Origin of the sequence: Geomonas sp. (genome assembly GCF_035254065.1) — a bacterium.
In the GTDB taxonomy this organism is placed as follows: domain Bacteria; phylum Desulfobacterota; class Desulfuromonadia; order Geobacterales; family Geobacteraceae; genus Geomonas.
In genome coordinates, this window is the sequence record NZ_DATFBA010000004.1 from 1 (window position 1) to 14,968 (window position 14,968).

The 14,968-nt window shown below is 66.5% G+C and carries 15 protein-coding genes; 12 read left to right on the forward strand and 3 right to left on the reverse strand.

Annotation, left to right across the window (positions count from 1 at the left end; translation table 11 throughout):
• The first annotated feature begins 164 nt into the window (after window positions 1–164).
• The 7 genes from VJ604_RS00115 to chrA are packed head-to-tail and all read left to right on the forward strand — an operon-like array spanning window position 165 to window position 6,129.
• A complete protein-coding gene (locus VJ604_RS00115) occupies window positions 165–476 on the forward strand; it encodes a GeoRSP system PqqD family peptide chaperone (RefSeq protein ID WP_324079351.1) in 312 nt (103 codons plus the stop codon).
• Window positions 469–1,461, forward strand: coding sequence for a GeoRSP system radical SAM/SPASM protein (locus tag VJ604_RS00120; RefSeq protein WP_324079352.1), 993 nt, complete (start codon window positions 469–471; stop codon window positions 1,459–1,461). The genes VJ604_RS00115 and VJ604_RS00120 overlap by 8 nt, the downstream gene beginning before the upstream one ends.
• Window positions 1,462–1,465: 4 nt before the next feature.
• Window positions 1,466–2,368: a GeoRSP system SPASM domain protein gene (locus tag VJ604_RS00125; protein WP_324079353.1), complete on the forward strand. Its 903-nt coding sequence runs from the start codon at window positions 1,466–1,468 to the stop codon at window positions 2,366–2,368.
• 38 nt (window positions 2,369–2,406) lie between these two features.
• Complete coding sequence (locus tag VJ604_RS00130) at window positions 2,407–3,333, forward strand: phosphate/phosphite/phosphonate ABC transporter substrate-binding protein (protein ID WP_324079354.1); 927 nt, start codon at window positions 2,407–2,409, stop codon at window positions 3,331–3,333.
• A 9-nt stretch (window positions 3,334–3,342) separates the two neighbouring features.
• Entirely contained in the window at window positions 3,343–3,885 is a 543-nt protein-coding gene (locus VJ604_RS00135) for a hypothetical protein (RefSeq protein WP_324079355.1), read from the forward strand.
• Window positions 3,882–4,961 carry a YedE family putative selenium transporter gene (gene yedE / locus VJ604_RS00140; protein ID WP_324079356.1) on the forward strand — a complete coding sequence of 360 codons (1,080 nt, stop codon included), beginning with the start codon at window positions 3,882–3,884 and terminating at the stop codon, window positions 4,959–4,961. The genes VJ604_RS00135 and yedE overlap by 4 nt, the downstream gene beginning before the upstream one ends.
• Complete coding sequence (gene chrA, locus VJ604_RS00145) at window positions 4,951–6,129, forward strand: chromate efflux transporter (RefSeq protein ID WP_324079357.1); 1,179 nt, start codon at window positions 4,951–4,953, stop codon at window positions 6,127–6,129. The genes yedE and chrA overlap by 11 nt, the downstream gene beginning before the upstream one ends.
• A gap of 142 nt (window positions 6,130–6,271) precedes the next feature.
• Here the strand turns inward: chrA and VJ604_RS00150 are convergent, their stop codons facing one another.
• Genes VJ604_RS00150 through cbiQ form a run of 3 tightly spaced genes read right to left on the reverse strand, consistent with a single transcriptional unit; the run spans window position 6,272 to window position 8,747 of the window.
• Window positions 6,272–7,162, reverse strand: a complete 891-nt coding sequence (locus VJ604_RS00150) for a hypothetical protein (RefSeq protein WP_324079358.1) — start codon at window positions 7,160–7,162, stop codon at window positions 6,272–6,274.
• A gap of 17 nt (window positions 7,163–7,179) precedes the next feature.
• A complete protein-coding gene (locus VJ604_RS00155) occupies window positions 7,180–7,938 on the reverse strand; it encodes an energy-coupling factor ABC transporter ATP-binding protein (protein ID WP_324079359.1) in 759 nt (252 codons plus the stop codon).
• Window positions 7,935–8,747 carry a cobalt ECF transporter T component CbiQ gene (cbiQ, locus tag VJ604_RS00160; RefSeq protein ID WP_324079360.1) on the reverse strand — a complete coding sequence of 271 codons (813 nt, stop codon included), beginning with the start codon at window positions 8,745–8,747 and terminating at the stop codon, window positions 7,935–7,937. The genes VJ604_RS00155 and cbiQ overlap by 4 nt, the downstream gene beginning before the upstream one ends.
• A gap of 799 nt (window positions 8,748–9,546) precedes the next feature.
• Between cbiQ and VJ604_RS00165 the strand changes: the two genes are divergently transcribed.
• From VJ604_RS00165 to VJ604_RS00185, 5 genes are read left to right on the forward strand one after another with little or no spacing between them, the layout of a single operon-like run.
• Window positions 9,547–10,062, forward strand: coding sequence for a cytochrome c3 family protein (locus tag VJ604_RS00165; RefSeq protein WP_324079361.1), 516 nt, complete (start codon window positions 9,547–9,549; stop codon window positions 10,060–10,062).
• A gap of 10 nt (window positions 10,063–10,072) precedes the next feature.
• On the forward strand, window positions 10,073–12,268 hold the full coding sequence (locus tag VJ604_RS00170) for a molybdopterin-containing oxidoreductase family protein (protein ID WP_324079362.1): 2,196 nt from the start codon (window positions 10,073–10,075) through the stop codon (window positions 12,266–12,268).
• Between the two features lie 33 nt (window positions 12,269–12,301).
• Window positions 12,302–13,015, forward strand: a complete 714-nt coding sequence (locus VJ604_RS00175; protein WP_324079363.1) for a 4Fe-4S dicluster domain-containing protein — start codon at window positions 12,302–12,304, stop codon at window positions 13,013–13,015.
• Window positions 13,008–14,387, forward strand: a complete 1,380-nt coding sequence (gene nrfD, locus VJ604_RS00180; protein ID WP_324079364.1) for an NrfD/PsrC family molybdoenzyme membrane anchor subunit — start codon at window positions 13,008–13,010, stop codon at window positions 14,385–14,387. The genes VJ604_RS00175 and nrfD overlap by 8 nt, the downstream gene beginning before the upstream one ends.
• 2 nt (window positions 14,388–14,389) lie before the next feature.
• Window positions 14,390–14,965 (forward strand): quinol:electron acceptor oxidoreductase subunit ActD, encoded by a 576-nt coding sequence (locus VJ604_RS00185; protein ID WP_324079365.1) that lies wholly within the window; start codon window positions 14,390–14,392, stop codon window positions 14,963–14,965.
• The last annotated feature ends 3 nt before the right edge of the window (window positions 14,966–14,968 follow it).

Consider the following 14,968-nt stretch of genomic DNA (forward strand, 5'->3'; position numbering starts at 1 on the left):
GACCAGCCGGCGCCCTTCAACTGGTTCGGCACCAGCGACAGGAAAAAGATCGCCGAGGGGATCTTCGACCACAATAGCGATCCGAGCGTGGCGCGGGTGCTGGTCGAGCCGTTTAGGCAGGACCCGGTGCCGGACGCCGGCGCGGAAAAAGGGAGATAGAGGCGATGTCCAGGATAGTCAGAAATCAGGACGTTCTTTGGCGCGAGGAGGAGGAGACCCGGGACCAGGCCCAGGAGGGGTTGGCGGCCGGGGAGGATGTGGAGAACCTGGGGACCTCGATCCTGTTCCACAACGGCAAGATCCTCTCCTTGAACCTGCTCGGGACCGAGATCTGGAAGCTGTGCGACGGCAAGACCAAGGACGAGGTCGTTGCCGTGATCGCCGAGGAGTTCGAGGCACCAACCGACCAGGTGGACGCCGACGTGACGGCGTTCCTGGCCGAGCTGCAGAGAGAGGGCTTCATCAGCTATGAATAATGCACTGCTCAAGGCGCCGCTCACCATCAACTGGGCGCTCAACAACACCTGCAACTTCCAGTGCCGGCACTGCTACAGCCGCAAGGACCCCTCCGGCGAGCTGAGCACCGAGGAACTCTGCGCCTGCATCGGCAAGGCGGCCAAGCTGGGGGTCATGGCGATCAACTTCGGCGGCGGCGAACCGATGCTCCGGGACGGCCTGTGCACCATTGCCCGCCACGCCGCCTCCTGCGGCCTGCGGGTCTCAATGAACAGCAACGGTTCGCTGATCGACGCCCAAAGCGCCGCCACCCTGAAGGAGGCCGGCTTCTACAAGGTGGGGATCAGCATCGACAGCCACCGCTCCGAGCTGCACGACGAGCTGCGCGGCGTGCCGGGGAGCCACCGGCAGGCCTGCGCCGCCCTCAAGCACCTGCAGGACGCCGGCATCCGGACCTCGATCTCCTCGGTGATCTGCCGGATCAACTACCGGGACATCGAGGAACTGGTCAGCTTCGCCCTGGAGCTGAAGGTGGACCAGCTGAACTTCCACAACTTCAAGTGCGTCGGTCTGGGCATGGCCAACAAGGACGAGCTGGACCTGACCGCCGCCGAGTGGAAGGAGTTCTACTCCCAGGCGCTGGCGGCCAAGAAGCGGGTCGAGGGGCTCGATATCTCGCTGGACGACCCCATCATCGCCTCGCTCGGCATCCCCAGCAGCAACATGGTCAAGGGGAGCGTCTGCGGCAAGCTCTCCCTCAACATCAAGACCAATGGCGACATCACCCCCTGCGGCTTCATCCCCTCCGTGATCGGCAACATCACCCGCGACGACCTGGGCGAACTCTGGCGCACCTCGAAGCTTTTGGACGCCATGCGCCACAAGAAGGCGACCGGCAAGTGCGGCAGCTGCAGCCACTACGATGACTGCCTGGGCGGCTGCAGCGCCCGCGCCCTGGCGATGACCGGCGACCTGAACAGCCCCGACCCACACTGCTGGGCCTGAGTCGATGGAACTGAAGACACCCATTCGGATCTACTGGGACCTGGCCCCTGCCGCCGGGGTACCCTGCGACCACCCTGCCATCGCCAGGGAGGTGATCGCTTCGCGGGTGCTGGCCCTGGACATGGCATGCGATGCGCAGGCCCTGGAGCGGGAGCTCTGGGAGGTCCTGGAGGTGCTGCAGGGACAATGGGTGGCGGTGACGCTGACCGCCCCGGCCGCGCTTTTGAGCGCGCCGGTACGGGAACGCCTGTCGGGCACCAGCGTCAGGTCGGTGCTCGCCGCCTCCTCCTCGCTGGCGGAATTGCGGGCGCTCCCTGCTGACTTCTGGGAGTCTGCCCCCCCGATGGGGATCAGCTTCCGCGTCACCGACGACAACTACCTCCAGATCGCCGAGCTTTTCGACTTCTGCGGCGAACGGGGGGTGAACAGGCTGGTGCTCCCCATCCAGCGGGCGCTGCCGGGGGTGGCTCCCTTCCAGCTCACCCCGGAGCGGAGCCGCGAACTGGTCGCCAGGCTCGCTAATTGCGAGATCCCGGCCAAACTGCAGCTCTCGGTGCACGACCCCTTCATCTGGAAGGCGATCTACCCGCAGCTCCCCTTCCCGGAGGGTGGCTGCCAGGCCGCCAACAGCATGATCTATATAGCCCCGGACGCCACCGTCTACCCCTGCCCTATCATGCCCTACCGGCTGGGCGCGCTGGGGAGCGACACCCTGGGCGAGATCCTCGCCTCGGAGCGGAAGAAGCGGCTCAGGGAGATCCTCCTCGCCCCGCCTGCGCAGTGCGCCCCCTGTCCCGAGGTCACCCACTGCCTCGGGGGGTGCCGCGGCAGGGGCTACCTCCCCGACCGCGACTGGGACGCCGCCGACCGCTGCTGCGGTTATCCCGCGGCAGGAGTATCACAATGAAAGGGCTTTTGCCTTTCAGTTCAAGGAGACCCCAACGGATGATGCATTCCCGCCTTTCCCTGCGCCGGTTCACCCTCGCCCTTCTGCTGCTGGCTCCCCTGCTGCTTCCCGGCTGCGGCCGCGGCAACAAGCCCACCACCACCACTACCGTGAAGATCGGCTACATGGTCTGCAACAGCGAGAAGGAGACCCTGCAGCGCTTCGTGCCGCTCACCCGCTACCTCTCGGAGAAGACCGGCGTCACCTTCGAGGTGGTCCCGGTGGACACCCAGGACTTCGAGAAGCGCTTCAAGTCCGGGGAGTTCCCCCTGGTGCACAGCAACTCGCTCCTCTACGTGGTCCTCAAGGAGCGCTACAACCTGAACCTGCTCGCCGCCGAGAAGCGCGGGCAGTTCGGCTCGCGCAGCGCGGGGGCGATCATCGCCCGCGCCGGCAGCGGCATCAAGACGCTCGCCGACATCCGCGGCAAGAGGATGGCCTTCGGCCCCATGCTGGCGCCGACCGGTTACCTGGCCGAGTACGACCTGATGATGAAGGCCGGCATCAACCCTGAGCGCGACCTCGGCTACTACGCCATCCCCCCCGGCTCCTACAAGCATGAGAAGGCCATCTACAGCGTGCTGTACGGTTCCTTCGACGTCGCGGCCGCCCCGGTCCTCGACCTGGAGGTGATGACCAAGGAAGGGAAGATCTCGCCGGACCAGTTCGTGGTCCTGGCGCAGAGCCAGCTGGTTCCCTACTGCACCTTCGGCGCCGCCAAGGATGCCGACCCCGACCTGGTTAAGCGGGTGCGCCAGGCGCTCATGGACCTCAAGCCGACCGATACCGTCGAGGTTGACGGCGAGAAGGTGCGCGTGCTGAAGGCGGCCGGCATCGACGGCTACGAACAGCTCCTGGACAGCGATTACCAGCCGATCCGGGACATGGCGCGGCGCGCCAACATGCCCCCGTACCAGACCTTCTAGGATTTGCCGATGTTCAAGAACGGCCACGACAAAACCCTGCTGTTCCTGCTGCTTGCCGCCCTGGTCACCCTCGGTGCCGTGCTGGCGGGCCAGGGGCGCAGCTCCGGCGTCCAGCCCCCTTCCGGTGTCGACAAGGCCGTGGAGCGGGAACTGGCCTACCAGGCGCGCGCCGCCCTGCTGCAGAAGATCTACGCGCCGGCTGATGAGCTGATCCGCGCCGGAGAGCTGCAGCGCGCCCTCTTGAAGCTGGATGAGCTGGCCCTGAAATATCCTTCCGAGGCGCACGGGCACATCCTGAAGGGGGAGATCCTCGGCAAGATGGGGGCGCTCGACCAGGCCCTGCACAGCTACGTCGCGGGCGTGCGGCTGAACGGCGATTACCTCGACCCGAAGAATCCGCTCTCCAGGCGGGCCCAGATCAAGGAAGCGGTCGAGGAGGGGGCGAAGACCATCCCGGCGCGGGTGCGGGCGAACCCCGGCAACGCCACGCTGGCAGCCTCGCTCAAGGACGTGAACTACCTGGTGAGCCGCCTGGCGGGAGGGTGCGAATGATGGTTGACCTGCGCGACCGGCATCTGTGGATCAGCGTGGTCACCGGGCTGCTGCTGGGGGGCCTGGGGGTCCTGCTGACGGTGTGGGGGAACCCGGAGAACTCCGGGATCTGCGTCTCCTGCTTCATGGAGAACGTGGCCGGGGCGATCGGGTTGCACAACAACAGCAGGCTGCAGTACCTGCGTCCGGAGCTGATCGGCTTCGTGCTGGGCGCCATGGGAAGCGCCGCCGCCTTCCGCGAGTTCCGTTCCCGCGGCGGCAGCGCACCTCTCCCCCGCCTGGTCTCCGGCATCTTCCTCATGGTCGGCTGCGCCGTCTTCATCGGCTGCCCCATCAAGCTCTTCCTGCGCCTGGGCGCTGGCGACCTCACCGCCCTGGCCGGCGTGGTCGGACTGGTGGCCGGCGTCTGGTTCGGCCTGCGCGGCCTGATGCGTGGCGTGGAGCTCGAGCCTGCCGCCCCTGAGCGCGGCGGCAGCGGGCTGCTGGTTCCCGCCTTCTTCCTCCTCCTGCTGAGCTTCCTGCTGGTGCGCCCCGGCTTCGTCGCCTTCTCGGCCCGCGGCAGCGCCACCCAGCACGCGGCGTGGTTCGTCTCGCTGGCAGTGGGGCTTTTGCTGGGCGCCTTGGCCCAGCGGAGCCGCTTCTGCATCACCGGCAGCGTGCGGGACGCCTTCCTGTTCGGCCTGCGCTCCAACGCCCCGCTGGGGATCGTTGCCTTCCTCATCGCCACGGTCGTGGTGGCCGCGGCCAGCGGGCGCTTCCACGCCGGGTTCGACGGGCAGCCCGGCGCGCATGGCGACGCGGTCTGGAGCTTTCTGGGGATGGCCCTGGTGGGGTGGATCTCGGTGCTGATCGGCGGCTGTCCCTTCCGGCAGCTGATCAAGGCCGGGGAGGGTGACGCCGACGCCGGGCTGGTCGTGGTGGGGATGCTGATCGGCGCCGCCCTGGTGCAGGCCTGGGGGATCGCCGCCACCGCCGCCGGGGTGCCCGTGGCGGGCAAGGTCGCCGTGCTGGCCGGCTTCGTCTACCTGAGCGCCAACGGGCTGCTCCTGAGGGCGCGCAGCAGCGATGCGGCCTGAAGCAAGATCCGCTGCGGCACCGGAGGCCCCGGCAACCGCCGCCATTTTCGGCGCCTTCCTGAAGCTCGGGCTGACCGCCTTCGGCGGCCCCGCCATCATCCCGCACATCCGGGAGCTCGCGGTAGCGCGGCACAAGTGGCTGGACGGCGAGTCGTTCAAGGAGGGGGTGGTGCTGAGCCAGTCCATCCCAGGCGCCACGGCCATGCAGGTCGCGGCCTACGTCGGCCTTAAAAGCCGCGGCGTGCGCGGCGCCGCGGCCGCCTTCATCGGCCTCGGCTTCCCCGCCTTTATCCTGATGCTGCTTTTGTCCGAGTTCTACCGCGGCGCCCGCACGGCGGCCCCCGTGGTGGCCCTCTTCTCCGGCCTGCAGGTGGTGGTCGTGGCGCTGGTGGCGCAGGCGGCCTACTCCTTCGGCAAGGACCTGGTCAAAGATGTCAGGTGCTCGCTCATCTCGGTGATCAGCGCCGCCGTCCTGTTGCTCAACGGCGACCCCTTCCTGCTCATCGTCGGCTGCGCCCTGGCCGGGGTGCTCATCTTCCGCGACGTCGCCCCCTCCTCCCCGCCGGACGGGATCTCCCGCAGCGGAAACGGCGCCGTCACCGCCGCCGCCATCGCACTCTGCGCCGTCGGCCTGCTCCTTTTAAAGCTCGGCAACCCTCCCCTTTGCTCGCTCTCCCTGCTCATGATGCGCATCAACCTCTTCGCCTTCGGCGGCGGCCTCTCCGCGCTGCCGCTCATGCACCACGAGATGGTGTCGCGCGGCTGGATGGAGAGCCGGGCCTTCCTGGACGGCATCGCCCTGGGCCAGGTCACCCCCGGCCCGATCAGCATCACCGGCACCTTCATCGGCTATCTGCTGTTCGGCCCCGGCGGCGCCGCGGTGACCACCATCGCCACCTTTCTCCCCTCCTTCCTGCTGCTGATCTTCAGCGAGCCGTACATGCAGAAGCTGAAGGGGTCGCGCTTCTTCGCCAGCGCCTCCCGCGGCATCATCAGCTGCTTCCTCGGGCTCCTCTTCTACGCCGCCTACCGCTTCGCCAGCGAGATCAGCTGGGACTGGGCCAGGGCATTGCTGGCCATGGCTGCCTTTGCCGCCCTGCTGCGCAAGGTCGACGTCCTGGTGGTGGTCCTGGTCGGCTCCCTGTTCGCCCTGGCACTGCTGCGCTAGACGAAAAAAGAGGCGCCGGTACGAGCCCTGACGCCTCTGGATGCTTCCTTTTCGGTTCTTTTCCCGCTATCAACCACCCGCCTGCGCCCCCGGGATAGCGTCGTGCCAGCCATCGGGCCGGGCAGGTTCGCCCAAGCGAAGCTCAGCGCGGCGGTGGCGCCACCACGGCGGGGGGCTCCTGCTCCCCGCTCCTCATCAACTGCTTCAGCTCCATGGGCGGGAACTGCGGTTGCGTCTGCCCCGGCGGCGCGGTTACATCCCCCAAGGTCACGGTGACCCCTTCCAGCCGCTCACCTTTTTTCACCACCACGCTGAACATCGCCCTGTCACGCAGGGTCCCCACCGGCTGTCCTGCGATGGGGGGTGCCCCCCCGTAGGAGTGGCGCGCCCGGAGGAAGAAGCTGCCACCGTCGGCGATGCGCAGCAGGAACTTGCCGTCTTTGCCGGTCGGCTCGGCCGCGAAGAGGGGGCGCCCGACGGCTGCCACCGAGGCGAAGACCACCGCCTTCTCCACCGGATGCCCGGCCGGGTCGACCACGGTCCCGGCAATGGCGGTGATGCCGGGGCCGGACATTATCTGCTTCCCCTGGTAGGCCCCCGCCACCATCCTCCCCAGGTCACGCTGCTCCCCTGCCTTGACCTCCAGTGGCTGCGGGGCTCCCTTTTCGTCGTGGTGGATGTAGAAGGGGTCGCCGGCCTGCGGAGGTCCGACCTCCTGGCCCGACTTCCTCTTCAGGGCGCCGATGTAGTATTTCCCCTCCCTTAGCTTCAGGGTGAACTTGCCGTCCGGACCGAGTGGGCGCAGCAGGTTCGGGATCCGCCAGTACCGGTCCTGTGAGGGCGGAGGTCCTGCGGCCGCGTTGAAGAGCTGCAGTGACCCTCCTGCCAGCGGAGCTCCGGCACTGTCCACGACCTGGCCGGTGACGGTCGCCAGCACGGGGGGGCCGGCGGGGGGAGGAGGGGTATCGGCCGCCGCTACCCAGGCGGGCAGCAAGGCGGCCAAAAGAGCGGCGATGATGACGGTGGATCTCATAAGCACCTCGTCAGCTTTCAGGAGCTGTTTCTGCCGCAGATCGGACAACCCAGCATGGAGAGCGGCTTCTCCAGCCGGCATTCGGCGAGGAGCGCCTCGTCGCGGAAAATATCCAGCGTGGCCCCGTCCGCCCGGATCTCGCCCTCTTTCAGGACGATGGTGCGCGGGCAGAGTTCCAGCACCATGTCCAGGTCGTGGCTGGTGAAGATCCTGGTATGGTCGAAGTCGGTCAAAAGCTTGATCAACTGGCGGCGCGCATGCGGGTCGAGGCCGTTGGTCGGCTCATCCATCACCAGGATATCGGGAGACATGGAGAGCACGGTGGCGATGGCGACCCGGCGCTTCTCCCCCCCCGAGAGATGGTAGGGGGCCTTGCCCGCCAGGTGCCCGGCCTCCACCCGCTCCAGGGCGCCCGTCACGCACCTCTCCAGCTCCTTCCCCTCCAGCCCCAGGTTCAGCGGGCCGAAGGCGACGTCGTCGTAAACGGTGGGCATGAAGAGCTGGTCGTCCGGGTCCTGGAACACCATGCCGACGCTGCGCCGGACCGTGGGGAGCGTCCCCTTGCTGAGCAGTACGTCGCCGATCCTGATCTCGCCGGCCGAGGGGGAAAGGTAGCCGTTCAGATGCAAGAGCAGCGTCGACTTTCCCGCGCCGTTGGCGCCGATCACCGCCACCGATTCGCCGTGGGTGATCCGGAAGGAGACGTCGCGCAGGGCCGCGGTGCCGTCGGGATAGGTGTGGCGGAGGTTTTTGACCTCCACGATGTGGTGACTCATGGGAAGAATCCTGTTACCAGCACGCCGAGCAGCTGCGCCGCGTTGTACAGCCTGAAAACGATGAAAAGGGCGGACCAGCCCGCCACGAAGGCGACCTCCCTGCCGCCGAAACCATAGCTCCTGCGGGTCTTGAAGGCGCCGGTGAAGCCGCGTGCCAGCATCGCCATATGCACCCGCTCGGCGCGCAGCCAGGTCCGCAGCAGCAGGTGGCCGATCAGCGAGCTGTAGCTCCCCATGCCGCGCCCCTTGTTGCCGCAGGAGCGCAGCTCACGTGCCCGCGAGGCCCTCCCCCCCTCCTCGGTCAGCACGAAGATGTAGCGGTACAGGAAGAGGAGTTGCACCGCGAACACCCTGGGCATCCCCAGCCGCTCCAGCGCCCCGCAGATGGCGGGGAAGCCGGTGACGGCGACCAGGATGAGGGCCATGCTGACCGTGAGCGCGGAGCGGATCACGATGGAGGCACACGAGATCCACCCGCCGCTGATGCCGACCGGCCCCAGCTGCACCAGCACCTGGCGGTCGAAGAAGGGGTTAAATATCCCCACTATCAGGGCGAACGGGCAGAGGAGCGCCACCTTCCTGGCGAGGTAGCCGGCCGGCAGACCGGCGCGCGCGATCAGCACGGCGGGGAACACGAAGAACGGGATCAGCGCCGACAGCGCGTAGCGGTCGAAGGAGACCACGCAGACGGTGAAAACGATGGCGGCGAGGACCTTGGCCCGCGGGTCGAGCCGGTGCACGGCACTCTCCGCAGTGGCCAGCCGGTCCAGCCTGCTGAAGTCCTGCAGCGCGCCGTCGATGGACACCATGCCCTACCTGCCAGCCCGGCGCGAACGGCCGCCAAGCGCGAAACAGAGCGCCTGCACGACGGATGCCTCGGGGGTTCCGTCTTCGAGAGGGGATGACCGTCGCAACGCGTGCGAGGGGGTGGCCTCGGTAGCCGGCATGAGTGTCAAATCGGTGCCTCTTGGGTGCGCAATAGTGAAGTTACGACAGTGTCGGGGGACTGTACCATGATTAGAATTCTATGTGCAATCCGTTTTTCCTGCACCGCGTATCGTTTTTCCTGGAGCCCGGTTTTCGGGTCATGGCAGCTCGTCCCAGTGGCGCTCAACTAGCCGCCCTTGAAGGGTTCTAACTCTAAAGGCAGGATGTTCTCTATGCCGCTCACACAGCGGGAGCGTCAGGTGCTTTGCCAGTTGACCACGCTGCGCAAGATACCAGAAGAGAGTTCGACTAGAGGAGCCGAGATGAGCGTTCGTGGTGTTATGAAGCAAAGGCATCCTCCATGGCAGGCCAGCTCGACTGACTGCAAGAGATCCACCTCTTTCTCGGTCGGAAGTATGTCAGCAGTCACCGGCATTGACTGTGGCGATGAGGCCAAAATAGTGGCAGGTTGGCTTGACTATTGGCTTTCTGATGCTAAAACAACTGTAATCTTTTTCGGCCAACGGCCTGATACAGTAGCATCGCGGAATTATAGCTTACAATCTGCTCGCATGACGGTCTCAATCACAACGGCTGCCTCACACCATCCGTTTATAGCTATCCCCTCAACGTGGTGACGAAAGTTATTGCATTCAACTTGATCTCTACCTGGTGAACAGCGTGAAACTATTCTGGATCATTTCGGGATCTGTCCTCGCGGCCCTGGCCGTGATCGCCCTGCTCGCGTGGATGTACTTCCTACCCCTGGATCTGCGGGACCATTCTCCTGTGCAGCCGATCGCCTTCAGTCACAAGGTCCATGCCGGCACCAACGGCATCCCCTGCCTGTACTGCCACCGCTACGCGCCCAAATCGCCCTACGCCGGGGTGCCCTCGGTTTCCGACTGCCGCGACTGCCACCAGTTCATCGCCACCGAGAAGCCGGAGATCAAGCAGGTGATGGGCTACTGGGAGCGCAAGGAGCCGATCCCCTGGATCCGGGTGTACTGGCTGCCGGACCACGTCTATTTCCCCCACATGATGCATATCCGCGCGCGCCTGGAGTGCCGCACCTGCCACGGCGAGGTGGCCAGCATGGACCGGATCACCCGCTCCGTCCACCTCAAGATGGGGTGGTGCCTCGGCTGCCACCGGCAGCACAAGGCCACTATCGATTGCTGGATCTGCCATATCTGACGGAGCACGCATGAAGCGAAGGACTTTTCTGCAAATAGGGAGCATGACGGCGGCGGCCGCGCTCATCTCCGGCTGCCAGTCGGCCAACGAAAAACTGATCCCCTACCTGGTCCCCCCCGACGAGGGGGTCACCCCCGGCCTCGCCACTTGGTACGCCAGTTCCTGCCGCTCCTGCCCGGCAGGGTGCGGCATCCTGGTGCGCATCTCGGAGGGACGGGCCAAGAAGATCGAGGGGAACCCGGAGCACCCGGTGAACCGCGGCAGGCTGTGCGCCCGCGGCCAGGCGGCCTTGCAGGAGCTCTACCACCCGGACCGGGTGCCGCAGCCGATGAAGAGAAGCGGTCCGCGCGGCTCCGGCCAGTTCGCCAAGATCAGCTGGGCGGAGGCGCTCAAGATCCTGACCGGGCAGCTCAACGCGCTTAAGACGGCAAAGCAGGCCGACCGCCTGGCGCTGATGACCCCGCAGCTGAGAGGATCGCTGGCGACGCTCACCTCCGGCTTCATGCGCTCCTTCGGCTCGCCCCATCAGCTCAGCTACGAGCTGCTTGCACCCGACTGGCTGCGCGCAGCCACCCGCATGAGCTTCGGACAGCCGAGCCTCCCCTTCTACGACGTGGCGGAGACCCACTACCTCTTGAGTTTCGGGGCCGAGTTCGTGGAGAACGACCTCTCCCCGGTCCACTACGGCAACGCCTTCGGCCGCATGCGCCAGGGCCGCGACACGGTACGCGGCCACTTCACCTACATCGGCCCCAGGCTCTCGCTGACCGGCGCCTCTGCCGACCGCTGGCTGCCGGCCAACCCCGGCAGCGAGGGAACGCTGGCCCTGGGGATGGCGCGGGTCATCCTGGCGGAGAACCTGTTCGACAAGGGGGCGCTGGCGGAGCAGGGGACCTCCCCGCAGCAGCTCCTCTCCCGCCTGGACGCCTACCAGCTCCCTCAGGTGGCCAGGGAGTGCGGGCTCAGCGAACGCGCCATCGCCGAGGTGGCCCGCGAGTTCGCCTCCACCCACCCCGCCCTGGCCATGGTCGGCGACACGGTCGCCTTCCAGAGTAACGGCATCGAGGCGGCTCGCGCCGTGCAGTTCCTCAACCTGGTGGCCGGCAACCTGAACCGTCCCGGCGGCGTCTATCCCGACCAGGGCGCGCCGGAGGGACCGGATAAATCCTTCAGCGACCTCCTTGCGTTGGTGGAGTTGATGCGCGGCGACCGCATCTCGCTCGCCCTGATTCACGGCAACCCGGTGCACACCGTCCCCGCCGACACGGGATTCCAGGCGGCGCTCGCCCGGGTGCCCTTCATCGTCAGCTTCTCCTCCTTTATGGACGACACCGCGCTGCAGGCCGACCTGATCCTCCCCGACCACTCCGCCCTGGAAAGCTGGGGGGATGTGATCCCGCTGGCCGGCAGCAGGCAGCCGGTGCTCGGCCTGATGCAGCCGGTGGTGACGCCGGTGTACGACACGAGGCAGTTCCCCGACGTGCTGTTGGCGGCCGCCAGCGAGCTGGGGGGAACCATGGCAGGCGCCCTTCCCTACCCTTCCTACAGCGAACTTTTGAAAAAGGAGACCCTGAAGCGGGTGCCATCCTCCTCGGCGGGGGGCGATCTGCTCTGGTCGCTCCTGCTCCAGAAGGGTGGCTACTTCGGCGGCCAACCGGAGAAGGGGAAGGAGTACCGCTGGTCGCAGGGGGGACCCTTCCCCAACCCCGGACAGCCGAAGTTTGCCGGAGATAGCGGGAAATTCCCGCTGCACCTGCAGGTTTATCCCTCTACCGCCTTCTACGACGGCCGCGGCGCCATGCTCCCCTGGCTGCAGCAGCTTCCCGACCCCATGAGCACCGTGGTCTGGGACAGCTGGCTGGAGATCAATCCCAAGACGGCGGCCTCCCTCGGCATCGCCTTCGGCGACCTGGTCCAGGTCAGCTCGCCGCGCGGCTCGCTCAAGGTCCCGGCCTTCATCCATCCCGGCATCCGCCCCGACCTGGTCGCCATGCCGATCGGCCAGGGGCACAAGGGTGGCGGTCGCTGGGCCAAGGGGATCGGCGTGAACCCGTTGGAACTTTTGGTCGTCCGCCAGGAGGGAAGTGAACCGACTCCCAGTTGGAACGCGACCCGGGTGAAGGTCACCCGTCTCTCCCCCGACGGCCAGCTGGTGACGGTCGGGCATCCGGAGGGGAGCTACCGGAGCGACCTGATAGAAATCTAGGGCGACGCTACGAGGTCAACAGGAAAACATCCTATGGAAAAACAGAAGAGCCCCTATCAATGGAGCATGGCAATCGACCTCGACCGCTGCACCGGCTGCGGAGCCTGCGTCACCGCCTGCCAGGCGGAGAACAACGTGGGGATCTGCGAGAAGCAGGAGATCGCGGAGGGGCGCAACATGCACTGGCTGCGCATCGAGCGCTACTGGGTGGGCGAGTACCCGGACGTCCGGGTGCGCTTCCTGCCGGTGATGTGCCAGCACTGCCACGACGCCCCCTGCGAACCGGTCTGCCCGGTCTACGCAAGCTACCACAACCCCGACGGCCTGAACGGCCAGGTCTACAACCGCTGCGTCGGCACCCGCTACTGCGGCAACAACTGCCCCTACGCGGTGCGGGTCTTCAACTTCTACCCTCACGAATGGGTGAAGCCGATGGACAGCCAGTTGAACCCGGACCTCACCGTGCGCAGCCGCGGCGTCATGGAGAAGTGCTCCTTCTGCATCCAGCGCATCCGCCGGGTCAAGGAGCAGGCGAAGGCCGAGGGGAGGCTGATCCGCGACGGCGAGGTGCAGCCGGCCTGTGCCCAGACCTGCCCGTCCGAGGCGATGGTGTTCGGCAACCTCAACGACCCGCAGAGCCGGGTGGCGCGGCTCTCCCGCAGCCCGCGCCGCTTCAAGCTCCTGGAGCACCTCGGCACCCATCCCTCGGTCTTCTATCTCAAGGGAGGAGGACGCGAACATGTCTGAGCACGGGAAAGCACTGCCCCCGCCCAAGAGCCCGCAGCGGGTCAACGACGAACTCCTCTCCTCCATGGCGCCCCCCTCCAAGGCGTGGTGGAGGCTGGTCGGCTTCCTGGGCCTGGTGATCGCCTGGGGGCTGCTCTGTTTCGGCTGGCAGGTCACCCACGGCATGTACGTGACCGGCAAGAACCGCCCGGTCATGTGGGCGCTCTACATCACCGGCTTCGTCTTCTGGGTCGGCCTCTCCCACTCCGGCACCATGGTCTCCTCCATCCTCAGGCTCTCCAAGGCCAACTGGCGGCGCCCGATCCTGCGTGCGGCCGAGGCGATGACCGTCTTCTGCATCGCGGTGGCCGGCCTCTTCCCGCTCATCCACCTGGGGCGCAACTGGATCTTCTACTACATGATGCCCTACCCCAACCAGCGGGGGCTGTGGCCCAACTTCCGCTCGGCGCTGCTTTGGGACATGACCGCCATCACCGCCTACATCATCGGCTCCAGCCTCTTCCTCTACCTCGGCCTGCTCCCCGACCTGGCCGTGGTCAGGGACCGCTCCACCGGCTGGAAAAGGAACATCTACGCCGCCCTCTCCATGGGGTGGCGCGGCAGCGCCCACGAGTGGGCGGTCTACCACAAGGCCTCCACCCTGATGGCGGCGCTGATCATCCCGGTGGCCGTCTCGGTGCACTCCATCGTGGCCTGGGACTTCGCGGTCACCGTGGTGCCGGGCTGGCACAGCACCATCTTCCCCCCCTACTTCGTGATCGGCGCCATCACCTCCGGGGTGGCCGCAGTCATCACGCTGATGATCGTGCTCAGAAAGGCCTTCCACCTGGAGGAGTACCTGACCCCGCTGCATTTCGACAACATGGGGAAGATCCTCCTGGTGATCTGCCTGCTCTGGACCTACGCCTACTTCGTGGACGTGCAGACCACCTGGTACGCGCACGAGCCGATCGAGTGGGAGGTCTTCCGCTTCATGGCAGGCCGCTACACCGTGCCGCTCATCATCATGCTGCTCGGCAACTCGGTGATCCCGATCTTCACCCTCTGCTTCAAAAAGCTCAGGCGCAACATCGGGGTGATGCTGGTGGTCACCCTGCTGGTGAACGTCGGCATGTTCCTGGAGCGCTTCCTGATCATCGTGCCGTCGCTTTCCCACAAGAACATGCCCTTCGCCTGGGGGAGCTACACGCCGTCGCTGGTGGAGAGCTCGATCAACCTGATGGCGCTGGCGCTCTTCTGCCTGCTCTTCACCCTGTTCGCCAAGCTCTTCCCGATCGTGGCGGTGACCGACGTGCGCGAGCTTGACGCGCGCCAGGTCAAGGTGCCGCTGGGGCGGGCCGAACTGGCGTCGCTGCCGGTGGAGGAGGAGTAGCAATGGAAACGCTCGCCATATTTCAGGACGTGGAAAGCGCGGGACGGGCGGTGCGGGAGTTGATCCGGCTGGGCTTCGTGGAGTCGCAGATCACCTCCTACAGCTCGGTGGCCTACCCGGAAGGGACCCTGGCCAGGGTGAAATCGCACGGCTGGTTCCGGCTGGTGACGGTGGCCTCGGCGCTGGTGGGGCTTGTGGCCGGCTTTGGCCTGGCCGCAGGCACCGCCTGGCTCTACCCGGTCCGGACCGGCGACAAGCCGATCATCTCGCTCTTCCCGGCCGCCATCGTCACCTTCGAGGTCACCATGCTCTTTGCCATCATCGGCACCATGGTGGGGATGTTCCTGGAGATGAAGCTTCCCAACTTCAAGAAACGCCTCTACGACCCGGCCATCGCCGACGGCTACATCGGCATCGGGCTCACCTACCACGCTCCCGGCCAGATCGTGGTCTGCGGCAGGGGACCCGACTCCGAGCCGTGCATCGGCTCCATCTCCGCACTGCCGGTAACCGAACAGAGGGCGCGCGCCGACGAGGCCTTGATGAAAGCGGGCGCCCTGCGCACCATAACGGAGTGAACG